The sequence below is a fragment of the Kitasatospora sp. NPDC094015 genome (assembly GCF_040304075.1).
Taxonomy (GTDB): domain Bacteria; phylum Actinomycetota; class Actinomycetes; order Streptomycetales; family Streptomycetaceae; genus Kitasatospora.
Map to the genome: position 1 here is coordinate 144,011 of NZ_JBEOUL010000004.1, position 21,593 is coordinate 165,603.

Genomic DNA, 21,593 nt, shown 5'->3' on the forward strand with positions numbered 1-21,593 from the left:
CTCAGCCGAACAGCAGCCGCCAGGTGTCCGGGCCCGGGTAGCCGTCGGCCTCGGCGCCGCGCCAGCCCTGGGCCAGCTGGAAGGCCTGCACGCCGAGCCGGTCGGCCTCGCCCCAGGCCGGGCCCGGACCCACCGTGTAGAAGCGGCCGTAGCCCTTGCGGACCAGCTGCTCGCCGAGCTGCTGCACCCAGGCGTTGACCTGGCCCGGGGCGAACAGCGCCGCCCCGGGGAAGGCCGGGACGCCCGGCGCCGGTGCGGGGGCCGGTGACGGGGCGGGGGTGGCCGGCGGGATGTCCTGCCCGGTGCCGTGCACCAGCCGGTCCCAGGTGTCCTTGCCGGGGTAGCCGTCGGCCTCGGCGCCGCGCCAGCCCTGGGCCAGCTGGAACGCCTCGGTGGCCCGGCGGTCCGCCTCGCCCCAGGCGGGGCCCGGTCCCACGGTGTAGAACCGGGCGCCGCCGCGGGCCACCAGCAGCTCGCCCAGGCGCCGCACCGAGGCGTTCGAGCGACCCGGGCCGAAGGCGGCCGTCCCGGGGAAGGCGTCCGGGTCCGCGGGCACCGGCGCCGGGGCGGGGGCCGGGTCGGGAGCCGGCGCGTTCAGCCCGCGGTAGCGGTAGGGCAGGTAGGAGCCGGAGTTGTTCCAGTACGCGTAGGGCGTCGCCCGGGTGAGGGTGCTGGGCCTGGTCTGCTCGTACGCGGTGTAGCGGGTGTGGGAGGCGTCCGTCCAGCCGCCGAACAGGACGGCGTGCGAGCCGCCGCCCGGGTCCGCCGGGTTGTTGTAGAGCAGGACGTCGCCGGGCTGGAGTTCCGAGGGGGCGATCCGGTCGGCGAAGTCGGGCAGGGTCCAGGTGGTCTGGCTGCTGCCCAGGCCCCAGGCCATCGACACGAAGCCCGAGCAGTCCTGCCGGTAGCCGTCGGTCCAGTAGCTGGTCATGCTGTACGGCACGTGCTGGGCCAGCCAGCGCTGGGCCCGCGCCATGATCTCCGACCGGGTGGTGGCGGGGGCCGCGGCCCGGAGCCGGGCGCCGAGCGCCTGGGCGCCGTACAGGCCGCTGACCTCGCCCTGGGGGGCGTCGGGTATCTGCCCGGCGCTGTCGCCCGGGGCCCGGGAGGTGACCGCGCCCGCGCCGGTGGCTCCGCCGAGCACGGTGGTGACGGTGGCGAGCAGGACGGCGGCCCGGCGGGCGCCCCGGGCCGCCGGGTGGCCGCCGTCCTCGGTGCGGGCGGCGTGCAGCCGGGCGCGTCGGCGGGCCCCGCACCCGGGGCAGGCGCAGCCCTCGTCCGGCGGGGTCTCGGTGAACTCCATCAGCACGGTGATCCCTGTCCTTCCGTCATGGGGTGCTCATGCATTCCACGACGGGCTGAGGGAATATCATCTGAAAATATAACGAAACGGACGCCGGGTCGGTCCGGGTCAGGCCTCGGCGGGTTCGGCCCAGGTCAGCGCGGTGGCGTGCGGGAGCCACACGGTGCCGAGCACCTGGTAGTCGACCCGCGGGGCGGCGGGATCGCGCCAGTCCACCCGTGCGGTGCCGGTCAGCAGCAGGGCGCCGCCGCTCTCCCAGTCCGGCAGCAGCAGCCCGGCCGCCGGGGCGAGTTCCAGGTTGCCCAGCGTCATGAACATGGTGTTGCCCGGGTACTCGGACCAGCTCAGCCGGTCCGGGCCGAGCACGGACAGGAACCCGGGCGGCCCGCCCCGGTGCGAGGCGTCCACCGCGCCGGTCGGGCCGGCGGTGGCGATGAAGAAGGTGTCGGCGGTACCGGCGGCCAGCTGCTGGGGGAGCGTCAGGACGGTGCCGGTGGTGGCGGCGCCGGCGGAGGTGCCGGGGGCGGCCGGTGCGTCCAGCGGGCTGCGCCGGTGGATGTACCGGGGACAGTTGGAGTACACCTGCTCCGCCGCGACCAGCAGTCCGCCCCGGCCGTCGGGGGTGGCCCGGCCGTTGACCCGCATCCGGCGCCGGCCGGCCGGGTCGAGGGCGAGGGTGCCGACCTCGGCCGGCCGCCGCAGTGCGTCGGCGAGCGGGTCGCCGGGTCCGGGGCGGGTGGCCACGGCGAGGGTGCGCTCGTCGGCCGCCCGCAGGAAGCCGGCCGGGCCGCCGAGCAGGGTGGCCCAGAGCCGGCCGTCCCGGTCGGCCGCGCCCAGCACCAGCGTGCGGCGTTCGGTCAGGAAGCGGGCGGCCACCGGCGGGATCACCTCGCCGATCGAGCGCCCGACGTGGTCGGCCCGCTCCAGCAGGCCGGTGCGGCGCTGCACCGCCCGCTCCCCCCGGTGGTAGGTCCCGGGCCCGGCCATCAGAAGAAGCCGCAGGTCGGGGCCTCGCCGCTGGGGGCCGCGGCGCCGGTGTCGTCGACCCCGGAGAGGGTGAAGACCTCCAGCCGGATGCCGTCCGGGTCGGCGAAGAAGACACCGCCGGAGGACGCGCCCTCGGCGTGCGGGACCACGCCCTGGTGGGCGAAGTCCGCGCCCAGCTCGCGCAGGGTGCGCTCGGCGGCCCGGACCTCCGCCACCGAGTCGACCTGGAAGGACAGGTGGTGCAGCCCGGGTGCCCCGCCGTCGAAGGAGCCGGTGGACTGCTGCCACAGCGTCAGCACCAGCCGCCCGTCGCGGCCCAGCATGGCGTACCGGCGCCCGGGGTCGGTGCCCTCGGCGGTCACCTCCAGGCCGAGCAGCCGGCGGTAGAACGCCGTGGAGCGGTCGAGATCGGTGACGTTCAGACCGATGTGGCCGGTCTGCAGGGTGGGCAGGACGGGTGTGGCGGTACCGGACATGCGGACACACTCCCAGGACGGGTCGGCTCGACCGTGCTAACCATTACTCGTGACAGTAAGGGTTAGTCGGGCGGGCGTCAAACCGCTTCGGAGTTGTGTACCGGTTAGGTGGTCACTCCCACTGCCAGCGGATCCCGACCTGGCCGGGCTGCTGGTCCGGGGAGAGCACGTGCGCGCTGGCCGACGCGCCGATCCACAGCTGCTGGTGGTGGCGGTCCACCTCGGCGCCCGGATCGCGGTCGAAGCGCTCGCAGTGGGCCGGTACCGAGACCGGGTCGAAGTGCACCTGGAGCACGTACTCGCGCACCGGCGCGGCGAAGAACCGGCCGTAGTCGGTGGTCGGCCCGGTGCCCGGGATCTCCACCTCGTACTCGAAGACGGTGGAGTCGCCGAGGCCCAGCGGCCGGTCCAGCAGCAGTTCGGCGACCAGCAGGCCGTTCTCCGGGCGGCGGCGGACCCGGCCGAGCCGGGCGTGCCGCACCGAGGTGATCTCCGGGCAGCCGACCGCGCCCTCGTCCGCCTTGTGCACCACCACCAGGCGGGCCACGTCGGCCACGGTGGCCCGGACCACCTGGCGCATCCGCAGCAGATGGCCGCGTCGGCCGGCGTCGACGAAGTAGGAGTCGTGGATGGACAGCCGCTCCAGCTGCCCGGTCGGCGGGGCGTCCAGCTCCACGAAGACCTCGCTGATCTCCTGCTCGCCCGGCCAGACGTCCTCCACCCGCAGGGCGTCCGGGCAGGCGGGGGTGACCCAGCGTCCGCGCGGGCGCGGCGGGCCGAGCTGCGCCGTGAGGGCGTCCGCGGGCAGGCCGAGCAGCTGCTCCAGCAGCAGGACGGCGCGCAGCGAGGTGGCCCGCTCGGGCTGGCTGCGCCCGCGGCGCCAGTAACTCAAGGTGGTGACGCTGACCCTGACACCCTGTTTGGCCAGCGCCGATCTGATCCGGTCGAGGCTGAGCCCGCTGGCCTCGATCGCGGCGTTCAGGGTCTCGGCGAAGCCGCTCACCGGGGCGGGCGGCGGGGTGGTCGGGGCGCCCTGGCCCGGGCCGGTGGGCCCCGGGGGGTTCACCGCCCCGCTGTCCCGCCGGCCTACCAGCCGGAGGCGACCCGTCTGCTGCGGTTGCTGCGATCCCATCCCGACACCTTCCCCACCAGGTGAGTTCGGCGGGTCCACCCCGGCGCGCACCTGCGCCGGGAGTTGTGCCACCGAGCTGTGGGAACCCTACGCACGGCCCGAGGCTACGTCATCAACTTGGACATATGACAGTGGTCACGACAAGGAATCGGAAAAACAAGCGATCTTGAAACATTGCGGAAACAACAGCACCTGCCCGCGACCCGCAGGTCGGGGCAGGTGCTGAGGTCTAAACCACATAAGCCTGCTGAGCGAAAGTCAGGAAATGCTCAGCGAGGCGTCGTCGACGACGAAGCTGGTCTTCAGCGAGGAGTCCTCGGCGCCGGTGAACTTCAGCGTCACGCTCTGCCCGGCGAAGGCCGACAGGTCGAAGGTCTTCTGCACGAAGCCGGTGGCCGCGTTGGCGTTGGAGTACGTCGCCAGCGTGGTCGAGCCGGCCTGCACGGTCAGCTTGTCGTACGCGGTCGACCCGGTCTCGGCGGTGTCGATGTGCACCCAGAAGCTGAAGCTGGCCTTGCAGCCGGCCGGGATCGACACCGTCTGCGACAGCGTGTCGGTGTGCGAGGAGCCGTAGCCGTCCATCCAGGCCTTCCAGGAGCCCGCGTGCGCGGCCTCGCCGGAGGCGTTGTCGACCACGCCGCTGGAGGCGGTCCACGGCGCGGCCGTGCCGGTCTCGAAGCCGCCGTTGCCGATCAGCTGGCCGGCCGTGCAGCCGCCGGGCGGCGGGGTGGTGCCGCCACCGCCGCCGAGCAGCGCGGTGGTCAGCTGGTCGGCGACCGGGGTGCCCCAGCCGGTGACCTGGTCGTAGCCGGCCTTGGTGCTGAAGTCCTGGTTCTTGCCGCTGGTGACGTCGTGGAAGACCGAGCCGTAGCTGCTGGTGTTGGCCAGCGCGTAGAGCTTCGGGTTGGCCTCGCCGAGCACCGCCGAGCCGGCCGCCTTGGCCTTCTGGTTGTACAGCGCCGCGTAGCCGGACCACAGCGGGGCGGCCGCCGAGGTGCCGCCGTAGACCTGCCAGCCGCCGGCCGTGTAGATGGCGAAGCCGCTGGCCGGGTCGGCGTTGGAGGACACGTCCGGGACGGTGCGCATGGTGCCGCTGACCCCGGTGCCGGTCTGCCAGGCCGGCTTGGCGAACTGGGTGGAGACGCCGCCGCCCGCGGTGGACCAGGCGCTCTCCGAGGAGTACGCGCTGCCGCTCACCTTGAGGTTGGTGCCGCCGACGCCGGTGTTGTACGGGCTGGACGCCGGGAAGTCGACCGCCTTGACCGAGGAGCCGCTGTCGGAGCGGGTGCAGTCGCGGGAGCCGTCGTCGCCGGAGGCGGAGAAGATCGATATGCCCTGGGCGGCGGCCTGCTTGAACGAGTTGTTCACCGCGTTCATCGAGGCCGGGGTGGTGTCCGGCTCGCAGGAGCCCCAGGAGATGGAGATGACCGAGGCCCGGTTGTCCGCCACGATCTTGGCGGCCATGTCGATCTCGCCCTGGTCGCTGTTGGGGGCCTCGTAGACCAGCTGGGTCGCCTTGGGCGCCACGCCGCGGACGATCTCGCTGTCCAGCTCGACCTCGCCCTGGCCCTCGCCCGGCGTGCTGTCGTAGTTGGCGCCGTCCACCGACACGGTGCTGACCGTGGGGCCGGTCAGGCCGTACTGCTTGTCGTAGGTGGTCAGATCGGTGGACTTGTAGCCGTCGAACTCCCAGAGCGCGACGTTCACGCCGGTGCCGTCGGTGCCGACCTTGCCCAGGTTGTAGGCGCCGTCGTACTGCGAGGGGCCGAAGCCGCTCGGGGCGGCCTGCGGGGCGGCGCCGTTCGGCTTGGCCAGCTGGGCCTTGCGCACGGTGTGGTTGTTCAGGCCGAGCACGCCGTCCACCACGCCGGCCAGCGCGGCCGGCACCGAGGCGGCCGAGTCGTTGGCGAAGAAGGCGCGGTCGCCCTCGGCCGGGTCGGTGTAGGAGCTCTCGTGGGTGCCGAAGGCCTTGGCGAGCTGGTCGGCGGTGCCCTGGGCGTTGACCACCTGGCGGTTGGCGCTGACCGAGGAGACGCTCAGGCCCTGGGAGGTCAGGAAGGCGCGGACCTGGTCCACGTCGGCCTGGGTCGGGCCGTAGGCGGCGGTGAACTGCTCCGGCGTGAGGTACCGGCCGTAGTCCTTGCTGCCCGGGGTGGACACCGCGGTCAGGAAGCGGTCCAGGTCGGCGGTGTTGCGCAGCTTGAGGCTGACCGCCACCGAGAGCTGCTGGGACGCGGGGACGTCACCGTGCTTGTGCGACCGGGCCACGGCGGGGGTGACGGTGGCGGGCAGCGAGACGCGGGCGGCGGCGTTGGGGACCGGCGCGGCCTGGGCGGTGGAGACGCCCAGGGAGACGATGGTGAGCGGCAGGACGGCGATGGCCGCGGAAAGGGCGAGCGAGCGGGGTCGCACGGGCTCCTCCGGAAAGTGTGGGGCGTTCCGGGTTCGAAAACGCTGGCCAGACTTTCGCAGAGAATTCCGGGGTATAGGCCCATGGCCGGGCAATTGCTTACTAAAAAACAGTCAAGTGTGGAGGGCGAATTCATCAACAGAATTCTGCGCCAGGAATACAGTGAATATGGTTCGGGTGGAACAGAGTTACACTCGGCGGCATGGCTGACCCCCGTGACCCGCGCCCGCTGACCGGCGAACCGATCTCGCTCGATCTGCTCAACACGCGCTGGGCCGGCACCCCCGTCAACGACCTGCTCGCCGACCCCGACGGCTACCGGATCTGGCTCTCCTCCGTCGGCCTGGCCGAGCGGTGCCCGGCCGACCAGGCCGGGCTGGCCGCCGTCCGGGAGGCGCGGGACGCGCTGGCGGAGCTGGTCGAGGCCGCCGACCGCGGGCACGACGCCGCGCCCGACGGTCTGAACCGGGTGCTCGCGCACGGACGGCTGCGCCACCGGCTCGGCGCGGCCGGGCCGGAGCGCACGGCCGAGGTGGACGAGCCGCACCGGCTGGCCGCCTGGCTCGCCGCCGACAATTACCTCGGCCTGCTCGACCAGGGCGCCCACCGCATCAAGGCGTGCGCCCACCCCAACTGCATTCTTCACTTCTTCGACACATCGCAGAACGGCCGTCGCCGGTGGTGCTCGATGGCATTGTGCGGAAATCGGGCGAAAGCGGCCCGGCACTACGAGAAGGCCGGGCGCTGACCGGCTCCCGCGCGGTGCTCCGCCGGTCCGCTCACTCCTCGGGGCGGCCGAGCCACTCGGTCAGCGCGGAGAGCAGCTCGCCCTGGGTCGGGTCGACGGCGGCCCAGGCCGCGTAGCCGTCCGGGCGCACCAGCAGCACGGTGTCGCGCAGCTTGCCGTGCGGATCCGCCGGGGCCGCCGTGACCAGCCGCCCCGCCCAGGGCGCGGCCACCGCCAGCTCGTCGTTGCTGATCAGCACCGCCCGCCCGGCCCGCAGCGCCTCGTACAGCCGGGCCGGGCCGCCCGGCCGGTCGACCGCCAGGCGCAGGTCCGGCAGCCGGCGCCCGGTCAGCGGGTGCGCGTGCGGCGGCGCCGGGTAGCGCACCGAGAGGCCGGAGACCTGCCGGGCGCCGATTCTGGTGACCGGGCCGAGGTGGTCGGCCACCGAGGTCAGGGCGGTGCGCAGGGCCCTGGTCGGGGCGGAGTGGGCCAGCGCCACCCGGATCAGCGCGCCGGAGCTGCGCAGCACCGCCCGGCCCACCGGGTGCCGCTCGGTCTGGTAGGTGTCCAGCAGGGCGTCGGGGGCCCAGCCGCGGAGGGCGGCGACCAGCTTCCAGCTCAGGTTGGCCGCGTCCTGCAGGCCGGTGTTCATGCCCTGGCCGCCGGCCGGCGAGTGGCAGTGCGCCGCGTCGCCGGCCAGGAACACCCGGCCGGAGCGGTAGCTCGGCACCTGGCGCTCGTCGCTGTGGAAGCGGGACATCCAGCGCGGGTCGTGCAGGCCGAAGTCCTCGCCGAGCACCGTGCGGGTGAGTTCGGCCAGGTGGGGCAGGGCGACCGGGGCGTCCTCGGGGAGCTGGTGGTGCCGGTCCCAGGCGATCACCCGGTACCAGCCGTCGCCGAACGGGGCCAGGAAGGCGAAGCCCGCCTCGGTGGCTCCGGCGGTGAGCAGGTCGGCCGGCTCGCGCTCCAGCCGGACGTCGGCCAGCAGCACGGAGTCGACCACCGACTCGCCGGGGAACGGGATGCCCAGCAGGTCGCGGACGGTGCTGCGGACGCCGTCGGCGCCGACCGCGTACGCGGCCCGGTGCTCGCGCGGCCCGTCGGGGCCGGCGGTGGTCAGCGTGACCCCGCGGCCGTCCTGCCGCAGCCCCGTCACCTCGGCGCCGCGCAGCACGCTCGCGCCGGCCTTCACGGCCCGCTCGTGGAGCAGCCGCTCGGTCTGCGACTGCGGGGTGATCAGGACGAACGGGAACCGGGTCGGCAGCTGGTCCAGCTCCACCCGCAGCCGGCCGAACAGCCGCAGCGAGCCGAGCGGCGTCCCGGTGGCGACCAGGTCGTCGGCCAGCCCCCGGGCGTCCAGCTGCTCCAGGGTGCGGGCGTGCACGGCGAAGGCGCGGGTCAGGTTGGACTCCGCGGCGCGCTTCTCCAGGACCGTCACCCGCAGGCCCGCGCTCGCCAGGTCACCGGCCAGCAGCAGGCCGGTCGGGCCGGCGCCCACGACCAGCACGTCGTCGGCGCCGGGCTGCTTGTCTGACATCGGCCATCTCCCCTTGTTCGGCAGGACAACTCGGTACGCGCGGCGGAGGCGGGGGTTTTCAGCGTGCTCTCAGCCTCCCATCATCGCGGCCCCATCAGGGGCTGTGAATGTCCTTCCCATGACTCAGCCCATGACGCACGGTGCGACCCTGGCCGAACCGGTGACCGCCGACCGGCGCCGGCCGCACGTCGGCACCGTCGAGGTGGTCGTGCCGGTGTACAACGAGGAGCACACCGTCGAGCGGTGCGTGCGGCGGCTGCACGCCTACCTCGCGGAGACCTTCCCCTACCCCTACCGGATCACCGTGGCGGACAACGCCAGCACCGACGGCACCTGGGCGGTGGCCGCCGCCCTGGCCGCCGAGATCCCCCAGGTGGACGCCGTGCACCTGGACCTCAAGGGCCGCGGCCGGGCGCTGCGCGAGGTCTGGGGGCGCAGCGAGGCGGACGTGGTGGCGTACATGGACGTCGACCTGTCCACCGGTCTGGAGGCCTTCCTGCCGCTGGTGGCCCCGCTGCTGTCCGGCCACAGCGACCTGGCCATCGGCAGCCGGCTGCACCGGGGTTCGGCGGTGGTGCGGGGCCCCAAGCGGGAGTTCATCTCGCGCACCTACAACCTGCTGCTGCGGGCCACCATGGCGGCCAAGTTCTCGGACGCCCAGTGCGGCTTCAAGGCCGGGCGCACCTCGGTGGTCAAGCGGCTGCTGGACGAGGTGGAGGACAACGCCTGGTTCTTCGACACCGAGCTGCTGCTGCTGGCCGAGAGGTCCGGGCTGCGGATCCACGAGGTGCCGGTGGACTGGGTGGACGACCCGGACAGCCGGGTGGACCTGGTCCGCACCGCGCTGGACGACCTGCGCGGGATGGCCCGGGTGGCGCGCGGGGCGCTGGCCGGGCGGGGCCGGGTGGAGCTGCCCGAGCGCAGCCACCGGGAGCAGCTGCCGCCGGGCCTGGGATGGCAGTTGGCCAGTTTCGCGGTGGTCGGCACGCTCTGCACGCTGGCGTACGTGCTGCTCTTCCTGGGGCTGCGCCAGCTGGTGCCCGCGCTGTTCGCGAACGCGCTGGCGCTCGGCCTCACCGCGGTGGCCAACACGGCGGCCAACCGGCGGTTCACCTTCGGGGTGACCGGGCGCCGGGACGCGCTGAAGCACCAGCTGGAGGGCGGTGCGGCGTTCGTGCTGGGCCTGGCGCTGAGCAGCGGGGCGATCGGCCTGCTGCACCTGCTGCGGCCGGGGGCGGCGCACGCGGCGGAACTGGCGGTGCTGGTGGTGGCCAATGCGCTGGCCACCCTGGTGCGGTTCCTGCTGCTGCGGATCTGGGTGTTCAACCCCGGGCGCGGGGCCCGGGGTTGAACACCCGGCCGGCTCAGGCCGGGCGGCGGACCTCCACCGTGCGGAACCGGTTGGCGACGAACGCGCCGTCGCAGTACGCCGAGTTGGCGGCCGGGTTGGCGCCGGTGCCGTGCAGGTCGGAGAAGGCGGCGGTCTGGTTCACGTAGACCCCGCCGGTGAGGTTGAGCGAGAGCGAGACCCCGCCGTCCAGGCAGGCCTCCACCAGCGCGGCCTCGACCTGGTCCGACACGGTGTAGGCGCCGGCGGTCATCGCGCCGTGCTCCTTGGCGCTGCGGCGCAGCAGCTCGACGGCGGCCTCGGTGGACTCGACCGCGACCGCGAAGGAGACCGGGCCGAAGCACTCGCCGAGGAACGCCGAGCGGTCGTCCGGCTTGTCGGCGTCGACCTTGATCAGAGCGGGCGTGCGGATGGTCGCGCCGGGGAACTCGGCGGACTCCACCACGCGCGGGGCGAGGGCGAGTTCGCCGTACTCGCCGCCGGCGGCCGCGACCGTGCGCTGCAGCACGCCGGGGTTGACCACGGCGCCCAGGATGGCGGCGGCGCGGGCGTCGTCGCCGAGCAGGCCCTCGACGGCGGCGGCGAGGTCGGCCACCACCTCGTCGTAGGACTTGCTGCCCTCGTCGGTGCGGATGCCGCCGCGCGGCACCAGCAGGTTCTGCGGGGTGGTGCACATCTGGCCGCTGTAGAGCGAGAGCGCGAAGGCCAGGTTGGCCAGCATGCCGCGGTAGTTGTCGGTGGAGTCGATCACCACCGTGTTGAGGCCGGCCTTCTCGGTGTAGACCTGGGCCTGGCGGGCGTTGTCCTCCAGCCAGTCGCCGAAGGCGGTCGAACCGGTGTAGTCGATCATCTTGATCTCGGGCCGGACGGCCAGCACCTTGGCGATCGTGCCGCCGTCGTGCTCGGCGGCCAGGCAGACCAGGTTGGGGTCGAAGCCGGCCTCGGTCAGCACCTCGCGGGCGATCTCGACGGTGAGCGCCAGCGGGAGCACCGCGCGCGGGTGCGGCTTGACCAGGACCGGGTTGCCGGTGGCCAGCGAGGCGAACAGGCCCGGGTAGCCGTTCCAGGTCGGGAAGGTGTTGCAGCCGATCAGCAGCGCCAGGCCGCGCGGCACCACGGTGAACTCCTTGACCATGGTGAGCGGGTCGCGCTTGCCCTGCGGCTTGCTCCAGCCGGCGCTGGCGGGCAGCCGGGTCTGCTCGGCGTACGCGTAGGCGACGGCCTCCAGGCCGCGGTCCTGGGCGTGCGGGCCGCCGGCCTGGAAGGCCATCCCGTAGGCCTGGCCGGTGGTGTGCATCACCGCCTGCGCGAACTCGTGCGAACGGGCGTTGATCCGCGCCAGGATCTCCAGGCAGACCGCCGCCCGGGCGGCGGGGGTGGCCGCCGCCCAGCCCGGCCGGGCCGTCTCCAGTGCGGTGATCAGCGCGTCCGGGTCCGCGTGCGGGTAGCTGACGCCGAGCTCGATCCCGTACGGCGAGGCCTCGCCGCTGACCGGCTCGCCGGAGCCGGGCTGGCCCTCGATCGTGAACAGCCGGCCGAGCCGGGCCTCGAACGCCGCCTTGCCGTCCGCCGGGCCGCTCTCGCCGTAGGCCTTCGGGAACTCCGGGTACGGGGACCAGTAGTCACGGGTCTTGATCGCGTCGAGTGCGCGGTCGAGGGTGTCCTGGTGGCGTTCGATCAGTTCGGCGACCGAGGGGGTCGGGGTCGCAGCAGCCATGGTGCGCTCCTCACAGGGGCAGGCGGGACACACCTCAGAGTAACCGAACGATCGGTCGGTGCAAGACCCTGCGGCCGGTTCCTCGGGCGGCGTCCCCAGGGCCGTCACCCGGTGCACCCGGCCGGGCACGGTTACGGGATGCCGAGCTCGAACAGCACGTAGCCGGCGTACCAGCCGGAGGCGACGGCGGCGGTGCCGAGCACCACCGCGAGCGAGGGCCGCGACAGCCGCCGCAGCGCGACCGCGAGCGGGACGAACAGCGGGAAGGCGGGCAGCAGGTAGCGCGAGGTGTTGCCGAAGATCTGCTGGCTGCCGAGCACCAGCACGACTGTCACCACCGTGTAGACCACCAGGAACACCGGTGGCCGCAGCCGGATCAGCAGGGTCAGCAGGACGGGCAGGGTGGCCACCAGCAGGACCGCGATCAGGTCCTCGGTCGGGTACGCGAACAGGTAGCCGTTGTGCCCGAGCAGCACGCCCTCGAAGACGTCCAGGGTGTGCGCACCGCTGTCGAAGAAGTGCAGCCACGCACCGCGCTGGAGCGTGAAGTAGCCGGTCAGGTCGCCCATCCGCCAGCCGACCCAGGCGATGTAGCCGAACATGCCGAGCGGGGAGACGACCGCGGCCGCGAGCGGACCGAGCACGCCGTCCCGGCGCCGGTGCAGCGCGATCAGCGCGGCCACCCCGACGGCGGCCACCAGCGCGGCGGCGGTCGGCCGGTTGAGGCCGGCGACGAAGGTGGTCAGCCCGGCGGCCGCCCAGTTCCGGGTGAGCACGAACCAGCAGGCCCAGACCGCCAGCGCGACGAACAGCGAGTCGGAGTAGACCGCCCACTCGGCCCCGGAACCGGGGAAGACCCCCCACAGGGCTGCCGCGATCACCCCGGCCCGGCGGTCGGTCAGCCGGGCGGTGAGGGCGTAGATCCCGGCCGCCGCGGCGAACGAGGCCAGCACCGAGACCAGCATCCCGGCGCCGTACGTGCCGAGGCCGGTGCAGGCCGCGACGATCCGGATCAGGCCCGGGTACAGCGGGAAGAAGGCCGAGGAGTCCTGCTGGTACGACCACACCTGGCCGACCAGCGGCACCAGGTGCGGGTCGTAGCCGTTCTGCGCGACCTGCTGGTACCACCAGCCGTCCCAGCCGCCGAGCACGTCCCAGGGGTGGACGCCGCCACCGAAGCGGTGGTCCTTGGTGAGGTACTCGCCGGACCACTCCAGCAGCCACATGAAGACCGCGAAACCGATCAGCTTCACGGCACCGTACAGCCCGAGCGCCGGCCCGTACTCGCGGGCCGCCCGGGCGCCCCGGGCGCGTAGCGCCGCGGCCCGGCCGGTCGCCGCCCCGGTCGCCGGGACTGCCTGCGGACGGGTGTCGACGTCCGCGCCGGTGGGTGCGCCCATGGGGATGTGGTCCTGACTTCCGCTGGTGGTCACGCTGAGATGATCCCCCAAGTCTGCCGTGCGGCCGTCCGGGGGAACAGTGGTCCGTACCAATAGCGCCCGGCCGGGGTCCGCGGAGGCCGGGCGGCGCCCGGCCCCGGCTGCTTCGCCGCGCGCCCGGCGGGGATACTCGTGCGTATGGCCGAGAACTCCACCCGCACCGCCTACACCGTCGACTCGCTGCTCGCCGTGACGGTGGAGGTCTTCAACGAGCGCGGTTACGACGGCACCTCGATGGAGGACCTGTCGCGGGCGGCCGGGATCTCCAAGTCCTCGATCTACCACCACGTCCGGGGCAAGGAGGAGCTGCTCCGGCTGGCCGTCGGGCGGGCGCTGGACTCGCTGTTCGGCATCCTGGAGGAGCCCGAGGCCGCCACCGGGCGGTCGGTGGACCGGCTGGAGCACGTGGTGCGGCGCACCGCCGAGGTGCTGCTCGCGGAGCTGCCGTACGTGACGCTGCTGCTGCGGGTGCGCGGCAACACCGGGACCGAGCAGTGGGCGCTGGAGCGCCGGCGTGACTTCGACCACCGGGTGGCCGAGCTGCTGCGGGCGGCGGTCGTGGAGGGGGCGCTGCGCGCGGACGTCGAACCCCGGCTGGCCACCCGGCTGCTGTTCGGCATGATCAACTCGATCGTGGAGTGGTACCGCCCCGGCAGCCGCAGCGCCGACGGGGTCGCCGACGCGGTGGTCCACCTGGCCTTCGACGGCCTGCGCGCGTGACCGCCTGACCACCTGACCGGGCCCCTGACCGCCTGACCGGGCCCCGGGTCCGGGTCCGGCGTCAGATCCGGTCCGGCCGGACCGGCCCCGGGTCCGGTCCCGCACCCCAGGGCGCCGCGTCCGGCGGCACCTGGTCGGTCTCCTCGAACACCAGCAGCGTCTGCGTGGTCAGCACCTGCGGCACCGACTGGATCCGGTTCAGCACCAGCTCGCGCAGCGCCCGGTTGTCCGCCGTGTGCACCAGCAGCAGGACGTCGAACTCGCCGCCAACCAGCGCGATGTGCGCCACCCCCGGCAGCTGCAGCAGCTGCTCGCGGACCGTCCGCCAGGAGTTCTGCACGATTTTCAGGGTGATGTACGCCGACGCCCCCTGCCCGGCCCGCTCGTGGTCGACCCGGGCGGTGAAGCCGCGGATGATGCCGTCCTCGACCATCCTGGAGATCCGGGCGTAGGCGTTCGCCCGGGACACGTGCACCCGCTCGGCCACCGAGCGGATCGAGGCGCGACCGTCCTGCTGCAGCAGCCGCAGGATCGAGCGGTCGACACGGTCGAGTCTGGACATCTGTTCAGCCGACATGGCCCCCTACCCTCCCCGATTGGACGTGCTGATCCCAGCAGACCGCTGTTCGGGCCGATTGTCCACCACCTCGACGCGACTGTGGCCAGAATGCCCAGACGACCGAACAATCGGTAGGGAACAGTGACCCCCGGCGGGCCCCCTCCGCCACTGCGCACCACGGCATCACCACTGCCCCCTGCAGCACCCTCCCCGACCCTTGGAGGTGCCCGAGATGACCGTTCTCGATCACAGACACCCGACCGCCGTCCCCGGCTGGCTGCCGGGCGCCACCGGCCCCCGGAGCGACCCGGCGCCGCTGCTGCCCGACACCGCCCCGGTCCGGGTGCTCGGCACCCCCGCCCTCGAGCGGACCGACCCCGACCTGCTGCGCGAGCTCTACCGCCGGCTGGTGGTCGGCCGCCGCTACAACCAGCAGGCCACCACCCTCACCAAGCAGGGCCGGCTCGCCGTCTACCCCGCCTCCACCGGCCAGGAGGCCTGCCAGGTCGCCGCCGCCATGGTGCTGGCCGAGCAGGACTGGCTCTTCCCCAGCTACCGCGACACCCTCGCGGTGGTCGCCCGCGGCGTGGACCCGCTGGAGGCGCTCACCCTGCTGCGCGGCAGCGCGCACACCGGGTACGACCCCAAGGCCACCCGCACCGCCCCGCTCTGCACCCCGCTGGCGACCCAGGCGCCGCACGCCGTCGGCCTGGCCCACGCCGCCCGGCTGGCCGGCGACCCGGTGGTCGCGCTCGCCATGCTCGGCGACGGCGGCACCAGCGAGGGCGACTTCCACGAGGCGCTGAACTTCGCCGCCGTGCTGAACGCCCCCGTGGTCTTCCTGGTGCAGAACAACGGCTACGCCATCTCGGTGCCGCTCACCCAGCAGTCCGCCGCCCCGACCCTGGCCCACAAGGCCGTCGGGTACGGCATGGCCGGCCGGCTGGTGGACGGCAACGACGCCCCCGCCGTGCACGCGGTGCTGGCCGAGGCGTTCGAGCGGGCCCGCTCCGGCGGCGGCCCGACCCTGGTCGAGGCGCTCACCTACCGGGTCGAGGCGCACACCAACGCCGACGACGCCACCCGGTACCGCGAGGACGAGGAGGTCACCGCCTGGCGCGAGCACGACCCGATCCTCCTGATGGAACGGCACCTCGGCGCTGCCGGACTGCTGGACGAGAAGCTGGTGCGCGACTGCGCCGACGAGGCCGAGACCCTGGCCGCCCGGATGCGCGCGGAGTTCCACGCCGACGCCGAGCTCGACCCGATGTCCCTGTTCGCCCACGTCTACGCCGAACCCACCCCGCAGCTGCGCGAGCAGGCCGACCAGCTGACCGCCGAACTCGCCGCCGAGGCCGAGGTGCACCACTGATGACCACCGCCACCCCCGTCCGCGGCACCCGCACCACCAGCATGGCCCAGGCACTCAACGCCGCGCTCCGGGACGCCATGCAGGCCGACCCCACCGTCCACGTGCTCGGCGAGGACGTCGGCCAGCTCGGCGGTGTCTTCCGCATCACCGACGGCCTGACCGCGGCGTTCGGCGCCGACCGCTGCCTGGACACCCCGCTCGCCGAGGCGGGCATCCTGGGCACCGCCGTCGGCATGGCGATGTACGGGCTGCGCCCGGTGGTCGAGATGCAGTTCGACGCCTTCGCCTACCCGGCGCTGGAGCAGCTGTTCTCGCACGTCGCCAAGATGCGCAACCGCACCGCCGGCCGGCTCCCGCTGCCGATCACCATCCGGATCCCGTACGGCGGCGGGATCGGCGGCGTCGAGCACCACAGCGACTCCTCCGAGGCGTACTACACCCACACCCCGGGCCTGCACGTGGTCACCCCGGCCACCGTCGCCGACGCCTACGGCCTGCTCCGGGCCTCGATCGCCTCCGACGACCCGGTGGTCTTCCTGGAGCCCAAGCGGCTCTACTGGGGCAAGACCGAGTGGGACCCGGCCGAGGCCACCGAGCCGATCGGCAAGGCGGTGCTGCGCCGCCCCGGGCACTCGGCCGTCCTGATCACCTACGGGCCGTCGCTGCCGGTCTGCCTGGAGGCGGCCGAGGCCGCCCGGGCCGAGGGCTGGGACCTGGCCGTGCTGGACCTGCGCAGCCTGGTGCCGTTCGACGAGCGGACCGCCTGCGAGGTGGTCCGCTCGATCGGCCGGGCCGTCGTGGTGCACGAGGCGGGCGGCTTCGGCGGGGCCGGTGCGGAGATCGCCGCCCGGATCACCGAGAAGTGCTTCCACCACCTGGATGCGCCGGTGCTGCGGGTGACCGGGTTCGACATCCCGTACCCGCCGCCGATGCTGGAGCACCACCACCTGCCCGGGGTGGACCGGATCCTGGACGCGGTCGCCCGGCTGCAGTGGGAGGACTGACGTGATGCCCGTGGTGCGCGAGTTCACGCTGCCCGACCTCGGTGAGGGTCTCACCGGGGCCGAGGTGGTGCGCTGGATGGTCGAGGTCGGCGAGGTGATCGCCGTCGACCAGCCGGTGGTCGAGGTGGAGACCGCCAAGGCGGTCGTGGAGGTGCCCTGCCCGTACGGCGGCGTGGTCACCGCCCGGTTCGGCGAGGTCGGCGAGGAGGTGCCGGTCGGTGCGCCGCTGGTCACCGTCGCGGTCTCGCCCGGCGAGGGCCCCCGGGTGTCCGGGGGCGGGGCGGACGAGCGCCCGCTGGTCGGCTACGGGGTCGCGGACGGGCCCAAGGGCGCGCGCCGGGCCCGGATCCGGCCCGGCGGCGGCGCGGGCACCCTGGTGGCGCCCGCCGCGACGGCCCCGGCCGTCCCCGCGGCCGTCGTGGCGGCCCCCGCGCCGGTCGAGACGCCCGGTGCGCCCGGAGCGCCCGCCGTGGTCGCGGTGATCTCGCCACTGGTGCGGCGGATGGCCCGGGAGCACGGGATCGACCTGGCGACGCTGGCCGGCAGCGGCCCGGACGGCCTGATCATGCGGGCAGACGTGGCCCGGGCCCTGGAGTCGGGTGCCGTGGCCACCGTGGCCGCGGCGCCGGTGTCCGCCCCGGCGGCCGGCGACGAGCTGGTCCCGCTGCGCGGCCTGCGCCGGACGGTCGCCGAGAAGCTCGGCCGCAGCCACCGGGAGATCCCCGCCGCCACCTGCTGGGTCGACGCGGACGCCACCGAACTGATGGAGCTGCGCGCCCGGTTGAACCAGGCACCGGGGCCGAAGATCAGCGTGCTGGCCCTGCTGGCGCGGATCTGCACCGTGGCGCTGGCCCGCTTCCCCGAGCTCAACTCCAGTGTGGAGCCGGATGGTTCGGCCATCCGCCGGCATGCCGCGGTGCAGCTGGGCTTCGCCGCCCAGGGCGAACGCGGCCTGGTGGTACCGGTGGTGCGGGACGCCCACGGACTGGGCACCGAACAGCTGGGCGCCGAGCTGGCCCGGCTGACCGAGGCGGCCCGGACGGGGAAGCTCACCCCCGCCGAGCTGACCGGGGGCACCTTCACCCTCAACAACTACGGCGTCTTCGGGGTGGACGGCTCGACCCCGATCCTCAACCACCCCGAGGCGGCGATGCTCGGGGTCGGCCGGATCACCCCCAAGCCGTGGGTGCACCAAGGCGCCCTGGCGGTGCGGCAGGTGACCCAGCTGTCCTTCACCTTCGACCACCGGGTCTGTGACGGCGGCACCGCGGGCGGCTTCCTGCGCTTCGTCGCGGACTGCGTGGAACAACCGGGGATGCTGCTGCGACAGCTGTGAACGGAGCCCGACCGGGCCGCCTCGCCCGAGCCGTTGCCCGCCGCCGCGGGCGGGCGAGGTGGCCATAGGTCGGGCGAGCGTAGCGTGCGGGTGGGCCGGCTGTCCGGCCTTCTCTTGACTTGTCGGATGAGCTGTTCGGGCGTGCCACCCTGCTGAAGGCGTCAGCAGAGACGGACCAGGTGTGGTTTAGGGACGACCGGAAGCGAAACGATTCTCTTGGGCACACGTCAAGTTGCGGTGAAGGCACGCCCGCTGAAAGTCACGGCCGGACACGGATCGATCGCGGCGGCAGCCGTGCCGGGGCTCCCCCCGACTCCCCCGACCCCTCCGACTCCTCCGGATTCGGGCCGCAGGCCCGCGCCGGCCCGTACCCCGGAACGGCCCCGCACTCCGGAACGGGCCGGCGCCCCCGGGTCGGCCGCCGCCGAGCCGGCCGACCCGCCGGCGGCGGAGCCCCCGCCGATGCCGGCCGAGCCGCCCCGGATCCCCGCCCCCGCCGCGCCCGTCCCCTGGACGCCGCAGGGCCCGGCCGCACCGGCCCCCGGCGCGCCCGCGCTGCCCTCCGGCGCGCCCGCGCTGCCCTCCGGCGCGCCCGCGCTGCCCTCCGCCGCGCCCGCGCTGCCCGAGCCGCCCGCGCGCGGCCCCGCCCCGATGCCGCCGTACGAGCCGCTGTTCACCGACGCCCCCGGGCTCAACTGGTCCGGCCCAGGCGACCACTGGAGCCGGGCCTGGGCGCTGGAGACGGTGGCCCAGGGACCCGCCCGCCCCGGCGTCCCGGCCCTGCCCGCCGCCCCGGCGCCGGGGACCGGGCGTCCGGCGGACGAGCCGCCGACCCCGCGCGACCTCCAGCTGATCCGGGACACCCTCGCCGTCGTCGAACCGCTCGCGGACCGGGCCACCGCCCACTTCTACGCGCTGATCTTCCTGCACCACCCGGAGATCCGGGCGCTCTTCCCGGCCGCCATGGACGTCCAGCGCGACCGGCTGTTCCGGGCGCTGCTGCTGGCCGCCCGCAGCGCCGACGACCCGGCCGGCCTGACCGTGTACCTGAGCCGGCTGGGCGAGGGCCACCGCAAGTACGGCACCCTGACCGGCCATTACGGACCGGTCGGCGAGTGCCTGGTGGCGGCTCTGGCCAAGTACTGCGGCAGCCGCTGGGACGCCGACACCGAGCTGGCCTGGCGCCGGGTCTACCGGCTGGTCTCCACCATCATGATCGAGGCGGCCGAGGCCGCCGCCCGCACCGCACCGCCCTGGTGGCAGGCCGAGGTGGTCTCGCACCAGCAGCGCACCCCGGACATCGCGGTGCTCACCCTGCGCCCCGACCAGGCCTACCCGTACCGGGCCGGCCAGTACGCCCCCGTGGAGACGCCCTGGTGGCCCCGGGTCTGGCGGCACTTCTCGTTCGCCACCGCCCCCCGGCCCGACGGGCTGCTGACCTTCCACGTCAAGGCCGTCCAGGCCGGGTGGGTCAGCAACGCGCTGGTCCACCGGGCCGCCCCCGGCGACGTGCTGCGGCTCGGCCCGGCGGCCGGCCGGATGGTGCTGGACCACGGCACCGGGGACGGCGAGGGCCTGCTCCTGCTCGGCGGCGGGACCGGGATCGCGCCGATCGGGGCGCTGGTGGAGGAGCTGGCGGAGCACGGTGCCGGGGGCCGCCGGGTCCAGGTGTTCCACGGGGCGCGCCGCGCCGCCGAGCTGTACGAGCTCCCGGCGCTGCTCCGGGCGGCCGACCGGCACCCCTGGCTGACCGTCCATCCGGTGCTCTCGGCCGAGCCGCCGACCGCCGGCGCGCTGCACGGCGAGCTGCCGGAGGTGGTCGCCCGCTACGGACCCTGGCACGGGTACTCGGCGTACCTGAGCGGCCCGGCGGCGATGGTCCGCCGGGGCACGGCGGTGCTGGCGCGCGCCGGGGTGGCCGCCGAACGGATCCGGCACGATCTGGTCGGCGACCTGGCGGCCGGCTGACCCGGAGCTCGGCGCGGTGCCGGTACCCGGCCCACCGGCCCTTCCCGGCCGGCTGCCTCAGCCCAGGTCGGCGGCGAGCAGGGCGCGGACGCCCTCGATGTTCGCGGCCAGGTAGGCGCGCAGGCTGGGCGGCACCACGTTGACGGAGGTGACGCCCTCGCGGGTGAAGGGCAGCCGGACGATCTCGTACTCGCCGCGCGGCTCGTCCACCTCCGGGCCGTGCCGGCGGGCCGGGTCCATCGCGGCCAGCCGGCAGACGAAGAAGTGCTGCACCTTGACCCCGTGCGGGTGGGCCAGGGTTCCGTCCTCGTGATGGGAGTGGGAGACGGTGTCGACGAACGCGGGGACCACGTCCTCCACCTTGCCGCCGAGTTCCTCGTCCACCTCGCGGTGCAGGGCCTCCACCACCGTGCGGTCGGTGGGCTCGACGCCACCGCCGGGGGTGATCCAGTACGGCGGCCGGCCGGGGCGGGTCCGCTTGATCAGCACGATGCTGCCAGGGGCGTGCGGTCGCTCCTGGTCCAGCTCCAGCAGGATCGCCCGGGCGGTCCGTTTGACGACAGGGCGGGCCGGGCCGGTCATGGCCACCTCCGAGGGGCTGGCGTTGTGCGGGATTCTGCCGCGCCCGGCCGCGCCTGAAACTCCTGGGGCCGCACGATCGGGAGGATCGGATTCCGCTGAACGGATGATTCGCCCGCCCGCTGTGTGTCCCGTCGGGGCCATGGGAGCGCGCCCGAAGGATCTTCGATCCGCCGTTCGGGGGTCGGCCGGGCATTGCGCGGGCCGGGGCGGACGGAGATCGTGCCTGGTTTTCGAAGGTGAATCCGGAGGCGGATACCTGGGAATGATTGAATGCCCGCCGCCCCTGTGCTGGAATGAGCGCCACTCGCGCAATTGGAGCAACGGGCTCCGCACGTCCCCCCGCACCGGCGCCGCCGGCCTGCGGCCCATCCGGCCGCGGAGCAGGTCGCAGGATCGTCACCGGCCCGGAGGATGGTGTACGAACGGCTCGTCGGGGAGATGAACCGCAGACTCAAGCCGCACGTCGCCGCCCCGCACGCCCCGCGTACGGGCCGGGCAGAACGAGAGGTACTGGCGCATGCACGGCACAGTCCAGAACCACGTGGTGATGAACCTCGTGGTCTCGCACGAGCTCTCCGTCCGGATCATGGTCGACCTGGAGTACGACGCGGCCGACCCCTATGCCGTCCGATTCACCTTCCACCTGCCCGGTGACGATCCGGTCGCCTGGGTGTTCGCCCGCGAACTGCTGGTGGACGGGATCAGCCGGCCCACCGGCGAGGGGGACGTCCACGTCCACCCGGTCGGGGCGGACCTCGCCGAGGTGGGCGTGGTGCTGCACGCCCCGGAGGGCGACGCCGTGCTGCGGGCCGCGACCCCGCCGCTGATCGCCTTCCTGGCCGGCACCGACCGCCTGGTGCCGATGGGCGAGGAGGCCACGGCCGGCGATCTGGACGCGCAGCTGGCCAGCATCCTGTCGGCCCCGGGGTGCGAGAACCAGGGCTGAGCCAGGTCGGGCCCGCCGGCCGGGCGGATC

General features: G+C 74.2%; 18 protein-coding genes. 8 read left to right on the forward strand and 10 right to left on the reverse strand.

The window, feature by feature from the left end:
- Position 1: 1 nt before the first annotated feature.
- The 5 genes from ABT014_RS06920 to ABT014_RS06940 form a co-directional block, all read right to left on the reverse strand.
- A complete protein-coding gene (locus ABT014_RS06920; RefSeq protein WP_350637598.1) occupies positions 2-1,303 on the reverse strand; it encodes a peptidoglycan-binding protein in 1,302 nt (433 codons plus the stop codon).
- A gap of 108 nt (positions 1,304-1,411) precedes the next feature.
- Positions 1,412-2,251 carry a pyridoxamine 5'-phosphate oxidase family protein gene (locus ABT014_RS06925; protein ID WP_350637599.1) on the reverse strand — a complete coding sequence of 280 codons (840 nt, stop codon included), beginning with the start codon at positions 2,249-2,251 and terminating at the stop codon, positions 1,412-1,414.
- A 38-nt stretch (positions 2,252-2,289) separates the two neighbouring features.
- The gene (locus ABT014_RS06930; protein ID WP_350637600.1) at positions 2,290-2,766 is read right to left on the reverse strand and encodes a VOC family protein; all 477 of its coding nucleotides are present in this window, start codon (positions 2,764-2,766) and stop codon (positions 2,290-2,292) included.
- 112 nt (positions 2,767-2,878) lie between these two features.
- Positions 2,879-3,832, reverse strand: coding sequence for a hypothetical protein (locus tag ABT014_RS06935; protein WP_350637601.1), 954 nt, complete (start codon positions 3,830-3,832; stop codon positions 2,879-2,881).
- A gap of 324 nt (positions 3,833-4,156) precedes the next feature.
- Complete coding sequence (locus tag ABT014_RS06940) at positions 4,157-6,310, reverse strand: protease pro-enzyme activation domain-containing protein (RefSeq protein WP_350637602.1); 2,154 nt, start codon at positions 6,308-6,310, stop codon at positions 4,157-4,159.
- 200 nt (positions 6,311-6,510) lie between these two features.
- Here ABT014_RS06940 and ABT014_RS06945 point away from each other — a divergent pair, with 200 nt between their 5' ends.
- Positions 6,511-7,056, forward strand: a complete 546-nt coding sequence (locus tag ABT014_RS06945) for a CGNR zinc finger domain-containing protein (RefSeq protein WP_350637603.1) — start codon at positions 6,511-6,513, stop codon at positions 7,054-7,056.
- Positions 7,057-7,087: 31 nt separating this feature from the next.
- Here ABT014_RS06945 and ABT014_RS06950 read toward each other — a convergent pair whose 3' ends face one another.
- Positions 7,088-8,572 carry an FAD-dependent monooxygenase gene (locus ABT014_RS06950; protein WP_350637604.1) on the reverse strand — a complete coding sequence of 495 codons (1,485 nt, stop codon included), beginning with the start codon at positions 8,570-8,572 and terminating at the stop codon, positions 7,088-7,090.
- A 118-nt stretch (positions 8,573-8,690) separates the two neighbouring features.
- Here ABT014_RS06950 and ABT014_RS06955 point away from each other — a divergent pair, with 118 nt between their 5' ends.
- Positions 8,691-9,923, forward strand: coding sequence for a glycosyltransferase (locus tag ABT014_RS06955; RefSeq protein ID WP_350637605.1), 1,233 nt, complete (start codon positions 8,691-8,693; stop codon positions 9,921-9,923).
- Between the two features lie 13 nt (positions 9,924-9,936).
- Here the strand turns inward: ABT014_RS06955 and paaN are convergent, their stop codons facing one another.
- Entirely contained in the window at positions 9,937-11,637 is a 1,701-nt protein-coding gene (gene paaN, locus ABT014_RS06960) for a phenylacetic acid degradation protein PaaN (protein ID WP_350637606.1), read from the reverse strand.
- A gap of 131 nt (positions 11,638-11,768) precedes the next feature.
- On the reverse strand, positions 11,769-13,037 hold the full coding sequence (locus tag ABT014_RS06965; RefSeq protein ID WP_502894889.1) for a putative hexosyltransferase: 1,269 nt from the start codon (positions 13,035-13,037) through the stop codon (positions 11,769-11,771).
- A 177-nt stretch (positions 13,038-13,214) separates the two neighbouring features.
- Between ABT014_RS06965 and ABT014_RS06970 the strand changes: the two genes are divergently transcribed.
- Positions 13,215-13,796, forward strand: a complete 582-nt coding sequence (locus ABT014_RS06970) for a TetR/AcrR family transcriptional regulator (protein ID WP_350637608.1) — start codon at positions 13,215-13,217, stop codon at positions 13,794-13,796.
- 61 nt (positions 13,797-13,857) lie between these two features.
- On the opposite strand, the gene ABT014_RS06975 is transcribed toward ABT014_RS06970, so the two are convergent.
- Positions 13,858-14,358, reverse strand: coding sequence for an Lrp/AsnC family transcriptional regulator (locus ABT014_RS06975; RefSeq protein WP_350637609.1), 501 nt, complete (start codon positions 14,356-14,358; stop codon positions 13,858-13,860).
- 229 nt (positions 14,359-14,587) lie between these two features.
- On the opposite strand from ABT014_RS06975, the gene pdhA reads away from it, so the two are divergent.
- From pdhA to ABT014_RS06995, 4 genes are all read left to right on the forward strand, one after another.
- Entirely contained in the window at positions 14,588-15,727 is a 1,140-nt protein-coding gene (gene pdhA, locus ABT014_RS06980; protein ID WP_502894874.1) for a pyruvate dehydrogenase (acetyl-transferring) E1 component subunit alpha, read from the forward strand.
- Positions 15,727-16,731: an alpha-ketoacid dehydrogenase subunit beta gene (locus tag ABT014_RS06985; RefSeq protein ID WP_350637610.1), complete on the forward strand. Its 1,005-nt coding sequence runs from the start codon at positions 15,727-15,729 to the stop codon at positions 16,729-16,731. The genes pdhA and ABT014_RS06985 overlap by 1 nt, the downstream gene beginning before the upstream one ends.
- Before the next feature lie 4 nt (positions 16,732-16,735).
- Positions 16,736-18,067, forward strand: coding sequence for a dihydrolipoamide acetyltransferase family protein (locus ABT014_RS06990; protein WP_350637611.1), 1,332 nt, complete (start codon positions 16,736-16,738; stop codon positions 18,065-18,067).
- 462 nt (positions 18,068-18,529) lie between these two features.
- Positions 18,530-20,035, forward strand: a complete 1,506-nt coding sequence (locus ABT014_RS06995; RefSeq protein WP_350637612.1) for a globin domain-containing protein — start codon at positions 18,530-18,532, stop codon at positions 20,033-20,035.
- Positions 20,036-20,092: 57 nt separating this feature from the next.
- On the opposite strand, the gene ABT014_RS07000 is transcribed toward ABT014_RS06995, so the two are convergent.
- Positions 20,093-20,617 (reverse strand): NUDIX domain-containing protein, encoded by a 525-nt coding sequence (locus ABT014_RS07000; protein WP_350637613.1) that lies wholly within the window; start codon positions 20,615-20,617, stop codon positions 20,093-20,095.
- A 517-nt stretch (positions 20,618-21,134) separates the two neighbouring features.
- Here ABT014_RS07000 and ABT014_RS07005 point away from each other — a divergent pair.
- Positions 21,135-21,563 (forward strand): SsgA family sporulation/cell division regulator, encoded by a 429-nt coding sequence (locus ABT014_RS07005; protein ID WP_350637614.1) that lies wholly within the window; start codon positions 21,135-21,137, stop codon positions 21,561-21,563.
- The last annotated feature ends 30 nt before the right edge of the window (positions 21,564-21,593 follow it).